We start from the raw sequence: 21,397 nt of genomic DNA, 5'->3' as shown, positions 1-21,397 counted from the left end.
TGGGCGTGAGGTTCACGCCCATTCCATCAATCTCTATGCAAAGAATAGGCTTAAGCCAGCAAACACAGTCATGCCGCCGACTGCGCGGCTGAGGGCAATTGCTGTTTGATTTTTGGTGCCAAACAGTTTGTCGATGGTGAGGCCAAGCGCAATGCCGCCTGCGTGTAGTGTTGCAGTGGCCAGCGCGAAGCCAAGTGCATAGCTAAGCGCCGTGGCGCCGCCCAACTCACTGCCGTGAGCATGGCCATGGAATAAGGCGAATGCACCCACCAACACAGCACCCGTGGTGCTTGGCAACTTAACGGCGAATGTGAGCAACAAGCCAAGTGCGACAACTGACGCTAGGATAGTTGGCTCTACAAATGGCAACGGGGCACCAAGCAGTGAAAGGGCAAAGCCCACAATCATTGCCGCTACAAAAGCTGATGGTACAGCAACAATGGCTTTACCACCAATTTGCCATGCCCAAAGGCCTACGGCGAACATCACCAACACATGATCCATGCCGAAAATCGGGTGGGTAAACCCGGCAGAAAACGAGCCATGTTCGGCTGGGTTGAGGTGGGCAAATGCTGGTGCTGTGAAGCTGAGCAAAAAGATGAGCGATGTCAGAAATTTCTTCATTTTCGATCCTTTGTTTAAGTCAATCTTGCGCCTCGAATTGAGTCACGCAATGTCACTTCTAAGCTGATTGAGATTTGATTCAAGCTGCAGAATGAAATTGATGGCAATAAAGCTCTTGACCTAAAGTTAGCTTGAAGTTGTAAATAGGAGGGCATGGCTCATATTTAAAGGATTTAGCTATGCCCTTTTCATTATCTTCAAACTCTGTTTTGCGTGATCCGCGCGGTATTGCTTTGTTGTTGGCTGCAACGCTGACGACGATGGCCAATGCCACCATAAGCCCAGCACTTGCCGGATTAGAGATGCGCTTTGCCGATCACCCACAAGTGGAATTGCTGACCCGCATGTTGGTGCCGGCACCCTCAATCAGCGTTGTGTTGTGCGCACCTTTTATCGGTGTGCTTGCTGACAAGCTGGGGCGGCGCGCTTTGCTGCTTTCTGGTGTTATCCTATTTGTGTTGAGTGGTTTGGCAGGTGTCGTTCTGCCTGATCTAAATAGCATTTTTGCGTCACGGCTGGTGATGGGCGTGGCGGTAGCCTTGATCATGACAGCGCAGACGGCCTTGATTGGAGATTATTTTGAAGGCGATCAACGCCAGCAATTGATGGGCCTTCAGATTTCCGCACGAAACTTTGGTGGCTTTGTTGCCATTTTCGTGGCGGGACTTTTGGCGGCCTTTTCTCCGCAATATGCATTTTTGCTTTATGGATTAGCGGCGTTCTTTTTGCCTCTGATGTGGCGCGTAATCAGAGATCCGCAGCGATTTGTAGAAACACAAAAAACAGCTAGCAATCAGAATTTACAAGCTGGAAAAGCAGGCTGGCAATTGATCCTGTTCGGTATGATCTTTTTGCAAATGCTCACCAGCATGATGTTCTTTGTGATGCCGACCCAATTGCCGTTCTTTTTGCAGAGCCTTGGGCTGGATGCAGCTTTGGCGACGGGCAACGCATTGGGGGCGTTGACCATTGCTGGCGGTATCGCCGCGTTGCTTTATGCGCGGTTGCATAAGCAAATTGGTGCGGCGGGCATACTGGGGCTTGGCTATGTCTTTATGAGCGCCGGGTTCTTGATCCTCGCCTTGGCAACGAGCTTTTGGCCTGTCTTGGCTGGGGCAATTCTGGTCGGCTGGGGCTTGGCGACAGTTATGCCCAATTTCGTCTCGATCGCGCTTAAAGTGACGCCTGCACAACATCGTGGCAGAGCGGGCGGATTTCTCACCATGTCTGTGTTTTTGGGGCAGGTTGTTTCGCCCTTTGCCAGCATGGCCATTATCGGCCAAATCGGATTTTCCGGGCTTTATGGTTTGCTCGCGATCAGCTTAGCGGTCTTTGCCGCTATTGCTGCGGCGCGTGCATTGATTGTCCGCAGTGCGAAATTGGCCCCTGCTCAATAAATAAAAATGGCCGCTCTGTTGAGGGCGGCCATTTAATTTAGTCTAGATGGGTCCAAGTATCTGCACCGTCGAAATGGCGAACCCGGATCTCATTGATCACATTCAAATCGGCCATATTCAAGTTGAGCGCCATGCGGCCTTCACCGGGCGTTTCAAGGCTTTGCCATAGGATGGTGGTGCCGCATTTATTGCAGGTGCGGAAATCGAGTTCCATATCTCCATGAGAATAGGAGATGCTGGTGCTGTCATCTAATCCATTTATCGTGATGTTGCTCGCGTCAGAATAAATCCAGAGTGCGCCCAAGCGGCGGCAAATCGAGCAATTGCAACGATTGGCGTAAGGTGGCGTGTCACGATATTCATAAGAAATGGTGCCGCAATGGCACTGGCCTTTAATCATAAGTCTTTACGCGCCAAAAACGCGCATCCATTGTTTGATCTCAAAATCCATAACTCCCGCAATCCTTGCGGGATCGTTTTCGGCAATGGTGCGGACTTCTTCTTCGCCAACGCCCGAGTCGAAAATCATCATGCCGCCAGAATGGCCGGGAAAAGGACCGCCTTCAAGCAATTTTCCTTGAGATACAAATTGCGCAAAATATTGCGCATGTTCCTGTGCAATCGGGTCACTTAGTGAGAGGCCTTCGCTTGGCCACTTTGGCCCTTTCTTATGGAAAATGACAAAGTGGGAAGTTGGGGCGCTCATGTTTGTTTCCTAGATGCTTCCGATGGTTTTGAGCTTGGCGCGCGGGTGCACTTCGTTTTGGCTCATCACTACGGTTTGTGGGCGGAACCGTTCGATAATGGCGCGTACGTGCGGGCGGATTGAGGGCGAAGTGATCAGCACGGGCAGTTCGCCAACTTGTGCGGCTTCTTCAAACGCCTGCTGCACCGCCTTGATAAATTCGTGCAACCGGGTAGGGGCCATCGCCAAGTGCCGCTCGCTACCGTCGCCAACTAAAGCGTCTGCGAAATCGCTCTCCCAATCGTGGGACAGGGTGATGATGGGCAAATTGCCATCGGGTCCAGAATTGGCAGCGCAAAGCTGACGTGAAAGTCGGGTGCGCACATGTTCGGCCATTTGCTTGGCGGTGGCGGCGCTGCCAGCCACTTCGGCAATGCCTTCCAGAATGGTGGGCAGGTCACGAATTGAGATACGTTCGCTTAGCAGAATTTGAAGTACGCGCTGGATGCCGGATACTGAGATCAAATTTGGCACAATATCATCGACAAGCTTTTGCTGCTCAGCGGGTAGATTGTTCAATAGCTCTTGTACGTTCGCGTAGGACAGAAGGTCAGACACATTTGCCTTTAGAATTTCGGTCAAATGGGTGGAGATCACCGAAGCTGGGTCTACAATGGTGTAGCCCTTGATTTCCGCTTCATCCCGCAGGCCACTATCAATCCAAGTTGCAGGCAAGCCGAATGTCGGTTCAATCGTATGTGTACCCGGCAATTCAATCTGATTGCCCATCGGGTCCATCACCATATATTGGCTTGGATAGACCTCACCGCCGCCGGAATCGACTTCTTTAATCCGCACCACATATTGGTTGGGCTGCAACTGCATATTATCCAAAATGCGGACAGAAGGCATCAAAATGCCCATATCTGTGGCCAGTTGGCGACGCAGGGCTTTGATTTGCTCGGTCAAGCGATCAGTGCCCGTTTCGTCCTCTTTCACCATAGACAGCAAGCCATAGCCCAGCTCCAGCTTTAGCTCGTCCATTTTTAACGCGTCTGTGATTGGCGCTTCTTTTGGCTTGCTGCTTTCTTCTTCGACTTCTTTGGCTTTTTTCTCGGCGACTTCCATCGCTTCCTTTTTGTCTTTTTGGCCGCGCGAACTATAGGCGAGATAGCCCATGCCGCCGGCGAGGGCCAAAAACGGAATGGCAGGCATGCCGGGTAAGATGGCCATAATGGCCATTACGCCAGCGGTCATGCCAAGGGCACGGGGATAGCCGGAAAACTGTTCGGCGAGCGCTTGGTTGGCGCTGCCGGTGACGCCTGCTTTGGACACCAGTAAGCCCGCGGCGGTGGACACGATCAGCGCTGGAATTTGCGAAACGAGACCGTCACCCACGGTCAACAAAGTGTAGTTATTGCTGGCTTCTGCGAGCGAAAGCTGCTGTTGACCCACACCGATAATGATGCCAGCCACAATATTGATAAAGGTGATCAAAAGGCCCGCAATAGCGTCACCGCGTACAAACTTAGAGGCACCATCCATCGCACCGAAAAAGGCGCTTTCGTCTTCGAGATTTTTGCGGCGCTTGCGGGCTTCATCTTCGTCGATCAAGCCAGCGGACAAGTCGGCATCCACTGCCATTTGTTTACCCGGCATGGCGTCCAAGGTGAAACGCGCGGCCACTTCAGCAATCCGGCCAGAACCTTTGGTGATCACCACAAAGTTCACAATCACTAGAATCGCAAAAACGATAATGCCGATGACAAAGTTACCTTGCATCACGAAGTTGCCGAATGCCTCAATCACATTGCCAGCGGCGTTGGTGCCCAAGTGGCCATTGGCCAAAATCAGACGCGTTGACGCCAAGTTTAGCGCCAGCCGCAGCATTGCGGCAATCAGCAAGACCGTCGGGAAGGCCGAGAATTCCAGTGGTGTGCGGATGAACAAGGTGGTCATCATGATCAGCACAGAGAACACGATGGACACTGCCAACAACATGTCGAGCATGATGGCAGGCATAGGCATGATCAGCACCACGAGGATGAAGATAATGCCGAAGGCCAAGGCAAAATCGCCCTGACGCAACAATTCCACCATACGGCCGATTGATGGCAAGCCGCGTGATGGTGCTGTTTGCTCAGCTTGTTGCGTGGTTTGGCTGTCGCTCATGGACGTGATTTGCCTTTAAAATTGGATCATTATGCTGCGCTGCCGCGATTCTCGCCGGGCGCAGGAATAGTTTCGCCTTCTTGTGCATATTGGTTGAGTTTATTCCGCAGGGTGCGGATAGATATCCCCAGAATGTTGGAGGCGTGGGTGCGATTGCCCAAGCAATGGTCCAGCGTGTCGAGAATAAGCTCTTTTTCAACATCGGCCACTGTGCGGCCCACCATGGCACGGGTTGCGGTTTCCGCTGTTTGTGCCGCCTGCGCCGCAATATTGTTTGCTGCGGCAGCTTCAGCCAATCCGGTGCCATCTGGCAAGCGGATAGACTGCACGTCAATTTCATCTTCGGTGGCCAACAGTACGGCGCGGTGGAGAGTGTTTTCCAACTCGCGCACGTTGCCCGGCCAAGGCGCGCGTAGCAGCTCTTCGCGTGCTTCTTGCGACAGCGGGCGCTCCTCTACGCCGTTTGCTTTGGCGTATTTTTTGATAAAATGTTCAGCCAAAATTGCGATGTCGCCGGGGCGTTCGCGCAGGGCTGGGATTTTCAAATTTACGACGTTCAGGCGGAACAACAAATCTTCGCGGAAATGGCCGTCTTTAACGCTTTGCGCGAGATCGCGGTTCGATGTGGCCAAAATGCGAATGTCCACTGGCACAGGTTTTGTGCCGCCCACGCGATCGATGACACGCTCTTGAATGGCCCGCAGCAGCTTTGCTTGCAAGCGTATATCCATTTCCGAGATTTCGTCGAGCAGCAATGTGCCGCCATTTGCTTCTTCAAACTTGCCGATACGACGGCCAACCGCGCCTGTGAAGGCGCCCTTCTCATGGCCGAACAATTCAGATTCCAGCAAATTATCTGGGATCGCTGCGCAGTTGATCGAAATGAAAGGCTTTGCAGCACGCTTTGAATGGGCGTGCACATATTTCGCGATCACTTCTTTACCCGTGCCGCTTTCCCCTGTGATCAGCACGCTGGCTTCTGATGGTGCAATTTGGTCGGCCAGTTTCACTAATCGCGCCATTGCTGGGTCGCGGTGGACGAAGTCAGAATTTTCCTGCGCAACGGCTTGGATAATCGCAGCGATCAATTCTGCATCAGGCGGCAGCGGAATATATTCTTTCGCGCCAGCTCGAATGGCATTCACGGCCGCGGCAGCATTGGTTTCGGTGCCGCATGCGACAACGGGGATATGGATGCGTTCGGCTTCAAGCGCTGCCAATAGACCCGGGATATCGGCCATCACGTCAGCCAAAAGCAAGTCTGCGCCGCGCCCCGCGCGCAATGCGGCCAGTGCCACATCAATGCTGTCAGCATGGGCAACTTTTGCGCCGCCTTGCATGGCCAATTTCGTCGCTTCGCTTAATTGGCCTTCCAGAGCGCCAATAATCAGAAGTCGCATTTTATTACTCCTAATTCGCCTTGATGATTTCGGTCATGGTGATGCCGAGTTTGTTCTCGACCAACACAATTTCACCACGCGCCACAAGGCGATCATTTACGTAAATATCGATGGCTTCGCCCACTTGGCGATCCAGCTCTACAATTGTGCCTGCATCCATTTGCAGCAATTTAGAAACCGGCATGCGGGTGCGCCCAAGCACGGCAGAAATGCGCACAGGCACGTCAAACACAGCTTCAAGATCTGAAGCTGTTTTGTCTGAATTGTCGTCCTGCTGGTCGCCGCCTGCAGGCTGCATTTCTTCTAGTTGATCGGCCATATCTGCGAGGGAAGGGCCTTCATTTTCAATTGGATCGTCGGTATCGCTCATTACACTTCCTCTCCAATCAACATGTCATCAGCTGGCAAGTCATCATAATTGGCTTGCGGGGCCTGATCGGTTGTATTGGGTGTTTCGGGGTGGGGCGCACGGCCCGTTTTGGCCATCACATATTGGGCCACTTTTTCTTCAATTTGGGCATTGATGGTGTCAAATTCGCGCACCAAGCCGCCATCTGACCATTCGATGCGGCAGTCACCGGGTGGAATGTCTGGTTCACCCAAAATAATCAGTCGACCCTCAAAGCCAGAATTTGCTGCATGTTCTTCAGCGATTTCCTTAATGTGGGTGCTTAGTTCTTCATTGCAGCGAATGGCAACGTGGCCTGCGCGTGTAAGAGTAGATAAGCAATCGGCCAAAAGCGCTTTAATTTCAGTGCTAGGCTGTGCGGCCACAAGGTGTGCCGCCAGTTTTTTGCCCACCGTTGCACCAAGTTGCGCCGCTGTGGCAAAATGTTCGTTTTGGGCTTCGTCCATTGCTTGGTTAAAGGCACCTGCCTGGTTGGCAAGGCTTTGGGTTGCCGCTACCAATTGTTGCAATGCAAGTGTTTGCGCACTTTGCTCGCCTTCTGCATAACCTGCGGCATGGCCTTCAGCGCGAGCGCGATCTAGCATCTGCTGCAACTCTCGGTCTTCAATAAGTTGAGAATCGCGTGTCGCCTTGGAGAGGTCGAGATCAAAGTTGAATTTCGCAGGTTGCGCCATCATCTATCCGATCATCTCTTCCTGATTGCCGCCTTTGGTGATCACGATCTCACCTTTGGCTGCAAGGTCTTTGGCCAGATTCACCATGCTAGATTGGGCTTCATCCACATCTTTAAGCCGCACAGGCCCCATGGCTTCCATATCGTCGCGCAGCATTTTGGCAGCGCGGGCGGACATGTTGGCCAAGAATTTCTCTTTGGTTTCGTCGTTGGCGCCTTTGAGGCCCAGCGTAAGCAATGGCTTTTCCACCTGTTGCAACACAGTTTGAATGGCGGTGCCGTCCAGATTGCCCAAATCTTCGAATGTAAACATGAGGGCTTTGATGCGTTCGGCAGATTCCAGATCGCGTTCTTCCAATGCGGTGAGGAAGCGAGCTTCGGTTTGGCGGTCAAATGCGTTGAAGATGTCGGCCATTTGCTCGTGGCTGTCGCGACGACGGGTGTGCGACAAGGTCGACATAAATTCGGTGCGCAAGGTGGTCTCGATCTTTTCAACGATCTCTTTTTGTACCGGTTCAATGGCCAACATGCGTTGGATCACATCCAAGGCCAAATCGTCTGGCAGGTTTGCCAACACTTTTGAGGCATGCTCGGTTGAAATTTTCGTCAGCACCACGGAAATGGTTTGCGGATATTCGTTTTTCAAAAAGCTTGCCAACACGTCTTCTTGAACGTTTGACAGCTTTTCCCAAATGTTCCGCCCTGCAGGACCACGAATTTCTTCCATAATCATATCCACCCGCTCTTGCGGCAGGAAGGAGAGGAGCAAGCGTTCAGTTGAATCAACGTTGCCCGCCAAATCACCATTGGTGGTGAGGCTGGTGATGAACTGAACGAAAAGCGTGTCCAGCATGTCTTGGGTAATCGGGCCGAGCTGAGACATGGCGCGAGACAATTGGCGAATTTCAATATCATCCAACTCTTGGAAAATTGGTTTGCCATAATCAGGCCCCAACGCCAAAAGCAGCACAGCGGCTTTCTCGTCACCAGCCAGTTCGCGCTGATTGGCGGATTCTTCAACAACAAGTTGATTGCCCGGTGTTGCTAGTTCTTTTGATTGTGCTTCGGCCATTTATTACGCTGCCTGATTTAACCAATTGCGGATGATCATTGAGGCTTGCTTGGGGTTTTCCTCAACAAGCGCACCTACTTTTTCAATCGCTTGAATTTGTGCTTGGCCTAGGCTTTGCACCTCTTCCAACCAAGCATCTTTTGCACCGCCTGTTTTGCCACCGGCTTGCTCGCTTTGATCAGCTACGGCTTTTGATTTTTCAGCGGCTGCTGCCTCGGCTGCGGCCATCAAAAGTGGGGTTTGATCTTCTGGTTCTAGCACACGTTTGATCAATGGACGCATGACGAAGAAGACCAATGCCAATCCGATGAGAAGTGTAACAGCCATCTCAAGCGCTGCAAACATATCGTCGCGGGTAAAGTCAAAAATGCTTGATTCAGATGGTTCAAAGTTTAGGTCTGGCCGATCAGCGAATTGCATGTTGACCACTTCAACTTGGTCGCCCCGGTCTGCATCGAAGCCGATGGCTGAGTTCACCAAATTGCGGATTTGGTTGATTTCATCCTGAGAGCGTGGCGCGTAGGTGGCATTGCCTTCTGGTGTGTTTTCATAAATGCCGTCAACTACAACTGCGACAGACAAACGCTTAATGGCACCCGCTTCGATGATTTGAGTTTCAGTGACCTTGGAAATTTCGTAGTTGATGGTCTCTTCAGTGGTTGAAGATTGTTCTGAGCTGCCGCCATTGTCGCCTGCATTTTGTGTGGCACCCGGCAATTCATTTGCTACTGAAACTTGACCATTGTTTGCTGGGCCCTGGGCTTCATTGGCAAGTTCGCGAGTTTGGGCGGACCGCACAACTTGGCCATTCGGGTCGAAACTTTCAGAAGTGCGGGTGAGGCGGTTCATGTCCAGCTCAGCGCTAACCTGAACCCGTGCACGGCCTGCGCCAACAACATTTTCCAACAAGTCTTCCAAGCGATTGCGCAATCGGCCTTCCACTGCCAATGTGCGTTCCTCGATCGCGGTTGAAACCAATGTGTCTTCGCCGCCGTCTGTCCCCGCAGCAAGCAAGGTGCCTGCATTGTCAACGATGGACACCATGTTTGGGCTCAAGCCATCAACGGCTGAGGCGATCAAATGTTGTACGGAGCGAATTTCGCCAGCGGAAAGTGCGCCACGCACTTCCAAAACGATAGAGGCAGAAGGCTGCTTGGCTTCACGGCGGAACAATTCACGCTCAGGCAACACCAAATGCACCCGTGCAGATTTTACGCGAGCGAGTGAAGAGATTGTGCGGGCCAATTCGCCTTCAAGTGCGCGCAAATGGTTTACGTTTTGCACAAAGCTTGTGGCGCCCAATGTGTTTTGCTGGTCAAAAATTTCATAGCCAACTTGGCCGCGGGTTGGCAGGCCGCTTTCAGCCAGTTGCATGCGGATGGTGGTGATTTGGTCGCGCGGTACGGAAATGGCTTCACCATCGCCACGGATTTCGAATGGGATGCCCATGGCGCGCAATTCTTTGGTGATTGCTGCGGAATCGTCAAAGGACAGGCCTGAATAAACCGGGGCCATTTGCGGTGTTGAAACGCGGAAAATCAAAAATGCGAAGAAGCCGATCATTAGCACAGCGGTTACGGCCATCGCCGCCACCCGTGCCATTCCCATTCTCGCCAAAATCGCTGAAAAACTATTCACAATACCACCCGAGTTACAAATGTCTGATTCGAGGGGAAACCATCCAAAACCCCACTCGGCAAAAATTACCTAGCAGAAGGTAAACATTGTATTAACTATTCGCGCAAAGTGCATTAATTTGGGAAAAAAGTGGTGTAAAAAACAAAAGCCCGCCAGAAATGGCGGGCTTTTGAAAATTTGTAGTCGCTTTAGAGCGATTTTTGCCTAGTGGTCGCGATAATGCTGCACCCAAGTAGTGCGCAGTCCGGCCAAACCATGTTTATCAATGGAAGCTTGCCAGTTCAGAAATTCGTCAACGCTAAGGGTGTAGCGGGTGCAAGCCTCTTCAAGACTCAACAAACCACCACGTACCGCGGCAACGACTTCTGCTTTACGACGGATCACCCAACGTTTGGTGTTGGTTGGGGGAAGATCGGCAATTGTTAACGGGCTGCCATCAGGCCCGATGACATATTTTACTCGTGGACGCATTTGTGCGGTCATTTTACTCACTACTCAAACCTGACCTAAAACTAATAGAGCTAGCCTAGCCTGATGCTCTTAAAATTTGGCTAAGGCCTTGGTCAGATTTGATTAAGAGTTGAGAAAAATGCCCGGAAGTCCCGGAAAATATTGGGGTTGGCCGAGGTGATTAACTCGGCAAACCGATTTTTGCGACGGCTGACATTTCAACTTTTGTGCCATTTACAACCAGAATTGGTTCACTGCCGGCAAAGTCCACGGTCTCCACCATACCTGCGGTCATGGTGTAAAGGTCAATTTTACCGCCATCAGCATTTGTGGCCTCAATATGAATTGAATATTTGCCATCTGGCGCGATGGAGCCGTCATTTGCGATCCCATCCCAAGTGTAATCATGTTCGCCGCTTTCAAGCTTTGTTTTTTCGGTGAACACAACTGCGCCTGCGCTGTTTTTAATGGTGATGTTGGCTTCTTCGGCATCTTGGGTCATGCCGTAAGTCCACTTTGCTTCACTATTTTCCAGCGATGCCTGGTTAGAAAAGGCGGTAACCTCTTTGCCAATATAGGATACAGCTTGAGACGCGAAATTTTGCTGGTTCGCGTTGATCAAGGCTTCTAGATATTCATTGGTTTTCAGCTGTTGCTCAACACCTGTGAATTCCACCATTTGCGAAGTGAACTGGTTTGTGTCCAGCGGGTCCAGCGGGTTTTGGTTTTTAAGCTGTGTTGTCAGAATGGACAAAAATGTATCGAAGTTTTCCGCAATGGTTTTGCGGGAGTTTGCCAATTCTGATTGTCCAGCCCCAGCGCCAGAACCTACTGATGATGTGGGTGAAACCATAATCTATTCTCCTAAACCCAAAGGTTTAATCCATCCGGTCGCGCGGTGCCGCGCAACACAAGAGATGGGTTTTCGGTGATGCTTTGTGCGTTGTTGGCCAAGGTGTCTGTGTCACCCTTTAAGCCAGCTTGTTGCTGCTTTTGCTCTTGTCCAAATTGCTGGCCTTGGCCACCATTTTGGTCCTGCTTTAGTGAAAACTGCAGGTTGGCTTTATCTGTATTCAAGCCGGCTTGCTGCAAGGCGCGTTCCAAAGCACGTTGGTCGCGCTGCAAAAAGTCTAGTGTTTCTGCACGTTCAACGGTCAGGCGGGCGGTTACATTTTTACCCTCCATTTCAAGTTGAACGTCAATCTTGCCCATTTCGGGAGGATCGAGGCGAATTTCAAACCGCTGTGCGCCATTGCGAATTTGCCGCACCACCTCAAAAGCCATTGCCGGCAGATTGATCTGCTTTTGTGGCGCTTGTTGATGGGCAACCTTGTCCAAATGGATTTGGGTTTGCTGCAATTGCTCGCTGCGCTGAATATTGAGTATTTTGTCGCCCACTGTTTCGGTCACATCCAGTTCGCTGGCCATTTTTGCCGCTTGGGCCAAATTGGGGGCGGGGCGTTGCGCTGCATAGCGCTGATCTGCCATCAATTGATTTTGCGTGAATGCGCCATCACGGTTGGTGCCAAATTCAGTTTTTTGGCCCGCTTCCTTGCCTTCCAAGGCTGCGGTGATCAAATTTGAGGCGCTGCTATTTTGCAGTGCTTTTTTAGAGCCAGCATCTTCACTTGCCATCAATTTGGCCATCGGGTCGGCTTCGCCGTCGGTGCCAATCTGAGCAGATTTTTTATCAATGAGTTTGGCGATGGCGGCTTGGGCGGTTTCAGGCAGCTTTTCAGATAGCCCCTCTAACCGTTTGATCATTTCGTGAATATTGAGCGAAAGTTTTTCATTTTCCTTTGGGCTCAATTCAGTGTCCGTGCCTAGGGCAGCCAGTTGCGCGTCAATATTTGCTTTATTGGCGTTGCCATTTTGCGCGCCCATATCGCCGAGTAAGGTGTCTAAGCGTTGCAGCAGTTTACCCAATTGCAGCAGATTGCCTTGACTGTTTTGTGCCGTTTCTGCCTGACGTAGCGCGCCAAACTGATCGGTGTACATACCCATTGGCAGCGAGGTCGCTGCATCATAACGTTTGGGGTGGTTGTTCACCGCTCTTGCCAGTTCTGCAAACGCATTTTGGGCATCAGCAATTTGCTTTGGGGCTGGCACAAGCAATTGATCAAATGCTGCGGCGACTGGGGCTAGGGCGTTCTTCAGCTTTTCAAGCGCATCTTTAATGGCGCTCATGTCTACTTCAACCTCGCCTTCGCCGGTCAATGGACCTAGCTCGGCTTTCAGGTGCAAGGCTGCGCGCATATCGCTCGCATCGCCACCCATGAGCGCATCCAAAATCGCTTCAAAACCGTTTACGGCATCTTCGTCGCCTTCAAGCGCACCTTGTGCGTCGCCCGCGAAACTAAGAAAATCAACCAATGGTGTGTTTTGTAGACCTACTTGCACGTGTGCACCCATCAAACCTGACAATTATCCAGCATTAACCATGCAAGTAACGGGCCAGTTTTAGTAATTTTTGTAAGATATTGAAATGTAACGATTTTGTTGGTTCCGTTTGGCTGTGCATGCGCGTTGAATATGGTTCGGCGGCAAATCTAACCGGATGACGCGGCATTAATTGCCCAGCATTGCTTGCCGAGGCTCATGCAAATTGATTGAATATTACTGCATCTGCTGGTATGAGCAGAGCCTTATCCGTTGGCCCTTAACCCCAATTAGGATGGTAAAATGAATTCTCTGGGTATTGATAAACCCGTCAAGGACACCCGTGTTGTGGTGGCCATGTCGGGCGGCGTGGACAGTTCGGTTGTGGCCGGGCTTATGGCACGCGAAGGTTACGATGTTATCGGCATCACCTTGCAACTTTACGATCATGGCGAGGCCATTCACCGCAAAGGTGCCTGCTGTGCCGGACAGGACATTCACGATGCGCGCCGCGTGGCTGCGTCGTTGAACATTCCGCATTATGTTTTTGACTATGAAAGCAAGTTCCGCGAAAGCGTGATTGACGATTTTGCCGACAGCTATTTGCGCGGCGAAACGCCTATCCCTTGTGTGAAGTGCAATCAGACGGTCAAGTTTCAGGACTTACTAGAAGCCTCTCGCGAATTGAACGCGGATGTGTTGGTGACAGGACATTATATTCAGTCGCGTCAAAGCAATGGTCAATATTCGCTTTATCGTCCCATCGATCACAGCCGTGACCAAAGCTACTTTTTGTTCGCCACCACCCAGGAACAGCTCGACTATTTGCGCTTTCCGCTGGGCGGGATGACCAAAGATGAAGTGCGCGACATTGCCCGCGATATGGGGCTAGTGGTGGCCGAGAAGAGCGATAGCCAAGATATTTGCTTTGTGCCCAATGGCAATTATGCGCAGATCATTCAAAAGCTGCGCCCTGAAGCTATTGATCCGGGCGATATTGTGCATATGGATGGGCGTGTGCTCGGCCAGCATAATGGCATTATCCATTTCACCATCGGCCAGCGCCGCGGTTTGGGTATTTCAGCGGGCGAGCCGCTTTATGTGGTCAAGCTTGATCCTGAGCAAAAACGCGTGATTGTTGGCCCTTATGAAGCACTGGCCACCCGTGCGGTGAAGCTTAAGCAAGTGAATTGGCTGGGCGGGATGAGCCTTAGTGAAATTGAAGAAATGGGCCCCATTCGCATTGAAGCAAAAGTGCGGTCCACACGCCCACCACAGCCCGCGCAGCTTAGCGTTGTAAATGGTGAAGTGGAAGTGGAGCTGGTTGCCGGAGAACATGGTGTCTCGCCTGGTCAGGCCTGCGTATTTTACGCTGATGACAGCGAAGATAGCCAAGTGCTTGGCGGCGGCTGGATTGCCGAAGCTGTGAGCGCAGCCGCTTAAGGGCTTAAGTTTCTTGCGGGCAGCGTTGCGCATAAATGTGTGGCTGCCCGTATATCTTGCACAAATATCTCCCGCATTTTTTCCTGCTTTCTCTTATCCGGCATGCGCAAAATCGCTGCCGGATGGGTGGTGACGAGCATCATTATATTGTTGGCCATGGGAATGGGTGCGCCGCGAATTTCCGCAATGGGTTTCCGCTCTCCCGAAAGGGACAGATAGGCCGTTGCGCCCATGGCGACCACCACATTGGGTTGCACCAGTCCCAATTCCTTCGCCAGCCACCAGCGACAATGTTCAATTTCTTGCGTGTTTGGGCGTTCATGCAGTCGTCTTTTGCCGCGCTGGATATGTTTGAAGTGCTTCACTGCATTGGTGACGTAAATCTTTAAACGATCAATCCCTGCAGCATTGAGCGCTTGATCAAACAATTCACCCGCGGGGCCAACAAAGGGACGGCCTGTCAAATCTTCATGGTCGCCGGGTTGCTCGCCCACAAACATGATTGATGCATCAGTTGCGCCTTCACCAAACACCGTTTGGGTTGCGTTGCAGTGCAGGCTGCAGGCTGTGCACTGCGCGGCTTGGTGCTGCAACTGCTCAAAGGGCGACAAAAGCGAGGGCACTTCACCTTCTGCTTTCCATTTTTCTTGTAAACGCTGGTGAAATGTTGGCGGTTGCTTTGCCTGTGCTGCATGCATGTTGCGCACCCGTGCCTCTGCTTTTTCGATGAGTTCAGGGATCAACGCCGCCTCTGGCATATTTTTCCAATATTTCTTCGGCATTTCAGATTGCATGGCTTTCAGCTTCAATCTTGCCGGATTGAAAATATTGGCAAAATAGGTTTGCCAAAGTTCATCCATCTGGTCCGTCGCTTCTGGCCGCGGCGAGGGTTTGCGTGATGTTTTAAGGGTCGTGCCATCCCAAGCGGCGGTGCCTTTGGGAGATGCAATCAGCCAATCCATATCGGTGAAGCGTTTTTGGAAGAAGGGAGCGGTGCGCTCGACAATAAAATGATCCGGTTCAAACCAGGCCACAAAGCGTCGCCTGTTTGCCGCTGCGTTGGGCACTTCGCGAAAGCGTACAAAGGCTTTCATTTTGTGGCTATCGCGGCGCACATTATTGGCCAATTGATGGAGGCGTGCGATGTTTGAGTTGCTGCGGTCGTTCAGCAGAAACCGATCATCTTGCAGGTGAAACAGTACCTTATATAGAGTATCAAAACGGTCCGGTGCGGTGTGGCATATTGCGGCTTCAGCCAGCTTCAAAAAAGCCGGAGGCACAAATATATGCTCACGCAAATGTGCCAAGACGGGCGTGTGCTGCCGCTCAGTCGCGCTGAACAGGTCTGGCGCTGACTTTTCAACTACCCATTCCATATATTCAGGCCGAATATTTGCGCAAACATAGGCCCTAGCGGCATTGCGCCATTCTTCAAGATCACCTCGGCCTTCCAAAATGACCTGATATCTCATAGCAGTTGTAATTGCTCAGGTTGTGGTGCGAAAAGCTGACGTAAATTCGCGCGGTCTAGGGTGCGGTGTGGCGACCACCCGTCAGCGACAATAAAATATCGCGCTTTTGCGGTGGACACGCCAAAGCGCCCTAAATCTTCAAGGCGCAGATTTTTATGTTTGCGGGCACTTAAAATGCGGTTGACCGTTTTTAAGCCAAAGCCGGGGATGCGCAGCAGCATCTCTTTATCGGCGCGGTTCACGTCAACGGGAAAACGTCCGCGGTTGCCCAAGGCCCAGGCCAGCTTCGGGTCAAGCTCTAAATCCAGCATACCGTTCTGCCCGATTTGCGTGATTTCGTGCACGTCAAAGCCATAAAAACGGTACAGCCAATCGGCCTGATACAGTCGATGTTCGCGGATGAGCGGCGGCTTGATCAGGGGTAAGTTTTTTGAGCTGTCGGGGATGGGGCTGAACGCGGAATAATAAACGCGTTTCAGTCCGTAGCTCGAATAGAGGCGTGCGCTGGATCCCAAAATCGTCGCGTCATTTGCGCCGTCTGCGCCCACAATCATTTGGGTGCTTTGGCCACCAGGGGCAAAGCGCTTGCGTTTGCCGCTATATGATTTTTCGCCATGCTCTTCGATTTTTAACCGCAATTGCCCCATGCTTTTGCGGATATTTTGCGGCTGCTTTTCAGGGGCGTAGGTCTCCAGTCCCTTATCTGTCGGCAGTTCGATATTGATCGACAGGCGGTCGGCAAATTGGCCGGCCTTTTCGATCAAATCGTCTGACGCTTTGGGAATGGTTTTGAGGTGAATATATCCGCGAAAATTATGTTCCTGCCGCAATGTTTGAGCGATTTTGACCATTTGCTCCATCGTGTCATCTGATGAGCGGATAATGCCCGAGGACAAGAATAAGCCTTCAATATAGTTGCGGCGGTAAAACTCCAAAGTGAGCCACACCACTTCTTCTGGCGTGAAGCGGGCACGGGCCACATTGGAGGAGGAGCGATTGATGCAATAGGCGCAGTCATAAATGCAGAAATTGGTCATCAAGATTTTCAGCAACGAGATGCAACGCCCATCTGGCGTGTAAGCATGGCAAATGCCCATCCCTTCGGTGGAGCCGAGGCCACCACTCTCCATCGCATCACGTTTTGTGGTGCCACTTGAGGCGCAGGAAGCGTCATATTTTGCCGCGTCGGACAAAATGGCCAATCGTTCTTTCAAAGATTTTTGCATAAATGTTCCCTATATGTTCCAGGTGAAAATGTCAATGGAAATTGGAGTTCGATTGCAGATGCTTGTTAAAGTGTTGTCATCGAAGGTTCATAATTATTGCATTATAAAATTAAAGTATTATTTGAATTTTTAAAATTTAAACGCTATATAGCGTTGAGTTGAGTATTAGGAGTTTTGGATGAAACAGTCTGTTTTATCGGTAGTAGCGTTGGCATTATGCGTCGGGTTGGCAGGATGCAAATTTCGTGGCGATATTTCCTTGGATGAAAAGCCGGCACCTGCAAAGAAAATGATCGAGCGCACGGTTGCGGTCAGCCATATTCCGATGGAGATTAAACGCGGCAAATATTATGTTCAGGCGGTTGCCAATGGCACCAAGGGCGAGTTTATTTTTGACACCGGATCGCCAACCATTTTCTCCAGCCAATTTGCACAAAAGATCGGCTTAAACGCTGTGGGGCGCAATAAGGGTGTCGATGCCAACGGCACACAATTGACCATGGACATTGCGGTATTGGAACGTCTGGATTTAGGCGGCAGCATCTTTCGAAATGTGCCCGTGTTGGTGCATGATTTTAGCGGATTGGATGTTGGGCATTGTTTTATCACCGACGGCGTTTTGGGTTCGGAATTGCTGCCGGGCAGCGCGTGGCGCATTGATCATGCGGCAGCAAAACTTTCTATCGCCGCCAATGCAACTGCTTTGGGCGTGTCGACCAAAGCACGGCGTGAAAAGCTTTATGATACGGGATATCCGCATTTGCCCATCATTGACTATCGCGTGGGCGGCGTAGCGGAAAAAGCTTTGTTCGATACGGGTAATTCCGAGCATGTCGTCTTGTTTAAAGCCGTAGCGAATAATCCGCAGGTGCATGGTGCAATTGCGCCTGGCACCACCATGATTGGGGCAGGCTATCAGGGGGAAAGTGCAGGGGGCATGGGGCAAGTTGAGGAGTTGGCGCGGTTTACCCTCAAGCAGTTTGAAATTGGCTCATATATATTGCGCGATGTGCGTGCCACAACTCGGGCGCATCCCCCCACATTGGTTGGCGCCGGGATCATGCAGGACCATGTTGTGACATTGGATTATCCCAATGGTGCCTTTATTTTGGAGCCGCGTGGTCGTGCCGCCTCCGCGAAGGCTGAAGCGGGCTACTCAATTTCTTATCGCAATGGGCAGGCCGAAGTGGTGCAACTCTATAAAGGATCAAAGGCCGCGAATGCTGGGCTGCAATTGGGCGATAAGGTGCACAGCATCAATGGTCGTTCGGCGGCATTGCCAAAATCGGGTAACAGGTGCGGGCAGATTAACTGGTTGATCGGGCAATTTGACCCTCGCAAAAGCGCTGATCTTCGTGTGGTGCGCGATGGCCAAGTGCGGCGCATTCATGTGCCTAAGCTTTGAGATGTAAGGTCTTCAACAAAAAACGCCCCACAAAATTTGCGGGGCGTTTTAGATTCGACAGCCGTGCTGACTAAGTCAAAGGTGAAATCTGAATTTCTACCCGACGGTTTTGCGCGCGGCCGCTTTCTGTTGCGTTAGACGCAATTGGCTGAGACTCGCCGTAACCAGTCACATATACCCGGCGTGGGTCTACACCACGGCCAGAAACATAGTTGGCCACTGACATGGCGCGACGGTTAGACAGCTCAAGGTTATATTGATCTGAGCCAGTTGAATCGGTGTGGCCATAAACATCAACCAATGTTTTTGGATATTTCTGCAACACAGCAGCCACTGAATTTAATGTCTCATAGAACTGCGGCTCAACATTAGACTGGTCTGTGCGGAACGTTACGTTCGATGGCATGTTCAGAATAATCTGGTCGCCTTGGCGAGTAACGGTTACGCCTGTGTTCGCCAAGCTGTTGCGCAATTCGGCTTCTTGCCGGTCCATGTAAGCGCCAACGCTTGCGCCAGTAAGAGCGCCTAGGCCAGCGCCAACCAGCGCGGCTGTGCGGGCGTCTTTGTTGGCAACGGATGCATAAACCAAGCCGGCCACTGCGCCAGCGGCTGCGCCACCTGCGCCGCCCTTAACGGCGTTAGAGTTCCACCCTGTTGTTGTACAAGCCGAAAGGCTGAATGCAGCCACGGTTGCGAGTAATAATTCTTTTTTCATATTGGCCTCGGTTTGCTGGCAAAATTTACCTGTATCTTAAATGATAATGCGGCAGGAAAAAGATGGTTCAATTTTGTTTACATAATTTTTTCTTGATGGGAATCCTCACCGTTGCATGGAGGGTGGGAAATAAGTTGAGAAATGTCAAATTTCTTGCATGATTGCAGCTTGACATTAAGGCTTGCCCCGCATTATATCCCCCGCAGCAAAGCGAAACAGCTTTGTCCTATCTTTATAGATATGTCTTTCGGGGCGGGGTAGCTCAGTTGGTTAGAGCAGCGGAATCATAATCCGCGTGTCGGGGGTTCAAGTCCCTCTCCCGCTACCAAAATTTTTCTCATTAATACAGCCGGTTGTGAGCTTGGAAGTGCTAAGTCTAACCTGCCTCAATGTGCCGATAAGTAGCAAATAGGTAGCAGCGCGTGCGAGTAACTGACGCCGTCGTTGCCATTGATAAGACGCAACACTACGCCTAACGTGTTATTGCTACTAACAATGCGACCCACAAAATTCTGGTGCTGAGACTTGAGCTAGTAGGGTGAAGATATAAACATTTCTTTATGTCCTCTTGACATGGGGTGATGTTGGTGTATATTTAAATCCGGATGCTTTGGAGCTTCGCCATGCTTTGAGTGGGTGTTTGGCTCTGTTAATTAGCAGCGTAGTTTGATCTCGATTTCTCCACTTGACGGAGATACAGCTACCTTCCTGCGGGGGTACACCGAAGGCATTTTGCCCAAGGGCTATTCAAACAAAACAACCGAGAACCGGTTATCTAGCGCTTTCGCTGTTAGCCGTCTTGCGTGGGTTTTGATTTGAACGGCGCTTGGGCTTTTTCGTCTCTAACAGCCATCTTCAAAATTCACGCTCCAATTTTAACGTGAATAGGAGATGGCAATCGATGCAATCTTTACTACCGAATATCTCCAAAGCTGACTTCACCTACGTGGTGATTCAGATATTGATAATGCTTTTTCGCGCCGACAAGCTCGATATAGATCACGCCCAAAGCATACTTGAAGCTGAGTTTCCAAAACAAATGGTGCGGAAAAGGCGCAGGCGTGTAAGCAAACTCAAGCGTTCCGGCAAACGCACCAGAACACCTCAATACAACCCCGACGACATGCTGACACCGGATAAGGCGGCGAAGGTGCTGAGCCTTTCGGTCAAGACACTCGCCAATATGCGCAGTGCAGGGGGTGGTCCTGTGTTTTTGAAGCTGGCCAACCGCACCATCCGTTACCGCTATAGCGATCTACAGGTCTTTATCGCGAATAGCGTAAGGCGCAACACCAGCCAGTATTAGGGAGGTGGCTATGAAATATCTACCCAAGGATTTTGAAACCTTCGATGTGGCCGATGGCCGCGCAAAGGATGTATTGCGCGGTTTGACAAATGAAGGCCACCAGGTGCCTCTCTGCACGCCAAAGAACTGCTGTCAACTGGAGCATTGCCACAAGTGCCTCCGACGACTGCGCCGGTCTCTCGTTTCTGAGGCGAAAAGTCTTGGCTTTCATAAAAAAGACTGGGTGTCGGTTTGCTTGACACCTAATGGTCCTCCAATACCAATTGGTGAGCTCGGTGAGCGTCTTAATCTAGCTCGAGAAGTTAAAAAGCACGCAAGGCGGCTGCAAAGGCACATATCCGATGCTTTAATTGTTGGCGGTCTCGACATTGCATTGTTGATAGTAGATGGCGAAATCGTCGGCTGGCAGCCCCATTTGCATCTCATGCTCCATGGGATAAGCAAAGAAGAATCTTTAAAAGCTTTGAGACCTGCCTATCCCAGGTCAGAGTTCGCATCTAAGCCGATTAGGCACGCGACAGTTGATCGAGCGACTTTCTTTTCAGCTCTTAGCTACACCTACAAAAGTGTGTTTTTTCCTAGGGGTGATCGCCGCTCTTTACCTAAGGGGAAGCTTAGAGGTTCTTTACCCAGAAAGTATGAAACAGAGCTTCGTGCCTTTCTTGCACGATGGCCAATCGGCAGTCGTCTAATGCTGCGAAATGCGCGCAATTATCCAGCACGCGATAGGGCCAAATTGCAAGTACGGCTCATACATCCATTCAATGATTGCTTTCATAAGCCGTCGTCACGTTTGATGAATCGTAAATCCCACAAACGCAAGAACGCAATGCGTAAGCGCGTCAATGGGGGCCGTAGAACGAAATAACAATGGTTTGGGGTGGTACACTACAGGCTGCCAAGTACGCCATGTTTGCCCGCCCAGCCTTAT

Annotated in this window: 20 protein-coding genes and 1 tRNA gene; 6 read left to right on the top strand and 15 right to left on the bottom strand. The window is 51.1% G+C overall.

Features of this window, described 5'->3' with window-relative positions:
- Positions 1-33: 33 nt before the first annotated feature.
- A complete protein-coding gene (locus ATL17_RS06415) occupies positions 34-624 on the bottom strand; it encodes a HupE/UreJ family protein (protein WP_133571913.1) in 591 nt (196 codons plus the stop codon).
- A 179-nt stretch (positions 625-803) separates the two neighbouring features.
- Here ATL17_RS06415 and ATL17_RS06410 point away from each other — a divergent pair, with 179 nt between their 5' ends.
- The gene (locus tag ATL17_RS06410; protein ID WP_133571912.1) at positions 804-2,021 is read left to right on the top strand and encodes an MFS transporter; all 1,218 of its coding nucleotides are present in this window, start codon (positions 804-806) and stop codon (positions 2,019-2,021) included.
- Between the two features lie 37 nt (positions 2,022-2,058).
- Here ATL17_RS06410 and ATL17_RS06405 read toward each other — a convergent pair whose 3' ends face one another.
- The 11 genes from ATL17_RS06405 to ATL17_RS06355 form a co-directional block, all read right to left on the bottom strand.
- Positions 2,059-2,421 carry a GFA family protein gene (locus ATL17_RS06405; RefSeq protein ID WP_133571911.1) on the bottom strand — a complete coding sequence of 121 codons (363 nt, stop codon included), beginning with the start codon at positions 2,419-2,421 and terminating at the stop codon, positions 2,059-2,061.
- A gap of 6 nt (positions 2,422-2,427) precedes the next feature.
- On the bottom strand, positions 2,428-2,727 hold the full coding sequence (locus ATL17_RS06400; protein WP_133571910.1) for a YciI family protein: 300 nt from the start codon (positions 2,725-2,727) through the stop codon (positions 2,428-2,430).
- Positions 2,728-2,736: 9 nt separating this feature from the next.
- Positions 2,737-4,878: a flagellar biosynthesis protein FlhA gene (flhA, locus tag ATL17_RS06395; RefSeq protein WP_133571909.1), complete on the bottom strand. Its 2,142-nt coding sequence runs from the start codon at positions 4,876-4,878 to the stop codon at positions 2,737-2,739.
- Between the two features lie 29 nt (positions 4,879-4,907).
- Positions 4,908-6,278 carry a sigma-54-dependent transcriptional regulator FlbD gene (flbD, locus tag ATL17_RS06390; RefSeq protein ID WP_133571908.1) on the bottom strand — a complete coding sequence of 457 codons (1,371 nt, stop codon included), beginning with the start codon at positions 6,276-6,278 and terminating at the stop codon, positions 4,908-4,910.
- A 10-nt stretch (positions 6,279-6,288) separates the two neighbouring features.
- Positions 6,289-6,648, bottom strand: a complete 360-nt coding sequence (gene fliN, locus ATL17_RS06385) for a flagellar motor switch protein FliN (protein ID WP_425462417.1) — start codon at positions 6,646-6,648, stop codon at positions 6,289-6,291.
- Complete coding sequence (locus tag ATL17_RS06380) at positions 6,648-7,364, bottom strand: FliH/SctL family protein (RefSeq protein ID WP_133571907.1); 717 nt, start codon at positions 7,362-7,364, stop codon at positions 6,648-6,650. The genes fliN and ATL17_RS06380 overlap by 1 nt, the downstream gene beginning before the upstream one ends.
- Positions 7,365-8,432, bottom strand: coding sequence for a flagellar motor switch protein FliG (fliG, locus tag ATL17_RS06375; RefSeq protein ID WP_133571906.1), 1,068 nt, complete (start codon positions 8,430-8,432; stop codon positions 7,365-7,367).
- 3 nt (positions 8,433-8,435) lie between these two features.
- The gene (gene fliF, locus ATL17_RS06370; RefSeq protein WP_342775928.1) at positions 8,436-10,070 is read right to left on the bottom strand and encodes a flagellar basal-body MS-ring/collar protein FliF; all 1,635 of its coding nucleotides are present in this window, start codon (positions 10,068-10,070) and stop codon (positions 8,436-8,438) included.
- Positions 10,071-10,274: 204 nt separating this feature from the next.
- Entirely contained in the window at positions 10,275-10,553 is a 279-nt protein-coding gene (gene sciP / locus ATL17_RS06365) for a CtrA inhibitor SciP (RefSeq protein ID WP_133571905.1), read from the bottom strand.
- 148 nt (positions 10,554-10,701) lie between these two features.
- Positions 10,702-11,373, bottom strand: coding sequence for a flagellar hook assembly protein FlgD (locus ATL17_RS06360; protein ID WP_133571904.1), 672 nt, complete (start codon positions 11,371-11,373; stop codon positions 10,702-10,704).
- A gap of 11 nt (positions 11,374-11,384) precedes the next feature.
- Positions 11,385-12,920, bottom strand: a complete 1,536-nt coding sequence (locus ATL17_RS06355) for a flagellar hook-length control protein FliK (protein WP_166638913.1) — start codon at positions 12,918-12,920, stop codon at positions 11,385-11,387.
- A gap of 282 nt (positions 12,921-13,202) precedes the next feature.
- Between ATL17_RS06355 and mnmA the strand changes: the two genes are divergently transcribed.
- Complete coding sequence (gene mnmA, locus ATL17_RS06350) at positions 13,203-14,342, top strand: tRNA 2-thiouridine(34) synthase MnmA (RefSeq protein ID WP_133571902.1); 1,140 nt, start codon at positions 13,203-13,205, stop codon at positions 14,340-14,342.
- Here mnmA and ATL17_RS06345 read toward each other — a convergent pair.
- Both ATL17_RS06345 and ATL17_RS06340 read right to left on the bottom strand, forming a co-directional pair.
- On the bottom strand, positions 14,339-15,814 hold the full coding sequence (locus ATL17_RS06345; protein WP_133571901.1) for a UdgX family uracil-DNA binding protein: 1,476 nt from the start codon (positions 15,812-15,814) through the stop codon (positions 14,339-14,341). The genes mnmA and ATL17_RS06345 overlap by 4 nt on opposite strands.
- Positions 15,811-17,040, bottom strand: coding sequence for a putative DNA modification/repair radical SAM protein (locus ATL17_RS06340; protein WP_133571900.1), 1,230 nt, complete (start codon positions 17,038-17,040; stop codon positions 15,811-15,813). Before ATL17_RS06340 ends, ATL17_RS06345 begins: the two co-directional genes overlap by 4 nt.
- Before the next feature lie 178 nt (positions 17,041-17,218).
- Between ATL17_RS06340 and ATL17_RS06335 the strand changes: the two genes are divergently transcribed.
- The gene (locus ATL17_RS06335; RefSeq protein WP_133571899.1) at positions 17,219-18,445 is read left to right on the top strand and encodes a retropepsin-like aspartic protease; all 1,227 of its coding nucleotides are present in this window, start codon (positions 17,219-17,221) and stop codon (positions 18,443-18,445) included.
- 70 nt (positions 18,446-18,515) lie between these two features.
- On the opposite strand, the gene ATL17_RS06330 is transcribed toward ATL17_RS06335, so the two are convergent.
- The gene (locus tag ATL17_RS06330) at positions 18,516-19,160 is read right to left on the bottom strand and encodes a YiaD family glycine zipper/OmpA-like lipoprotein (protein ID WP_133571898.1); all 645 of its coding nucleotides are present in this window, start codon (positions 19,158-19,160) and stop codon (positions 18,516-18,518) included.
- 251 nt (positions 19,161-19,411) lie between these two features.
- Here ATL17_RS06330 and ATL17_RS06325 point away from each other — a divergent pair.
- From ATL17_RS06325 to ATL17_RS06315, 3 genes are all read left to right on the top strand, one after another.
- Positions 19,412-19,488: transfer RNA gene (locus ATL17_RS06325), tRNA-Met, on the top strand.
- Between the two features lie 573 nt (positions 19,489-20,061).
- Positions 20,062-20,466 carry a helix-turn-helix domain-containing protein gene (locus tag ATL17_RS06320; RefSeq protein ID WP_133571897.1) on the top strand — a complete coding sequence of 135 codons (405 nt, stop codon included), beginning with the start codon at positions 20,062-20,064 and terminating at the stop codon, positions 20,464-20,466.
- Positions 20,467-20,476: 10 nt separating this feature from the next.
- Positions 20,477-21,334: a hypothetical protein gene (locus ATL17_RS06315; protein WP_133571896.1), complete on the top strand. Its 858-nt coding sequence runs from the start codon at positions 20,477-20,479 to the stop codon at positions 21,332-21,334.
- Positions 21,335-21,397: the final 63 nt, after the last annotated feature.

The sequence above is a fragment of the Maritalea mobilis genome, from assembly GCF_004363175.1.
In the GTDB taxonomy this organism is placed as follows: Bacteria; Pseudomonadota; Alphaproteobacteria; order Rhizobiales; family Devosiaceae; genus Maritalea; species Maritalea mobilis.
The sequence above is the reverse complement of the archived record's forward strand: the minus strand, read 5'-3'. Positions and strand labels throughout refer to the sequence as shown.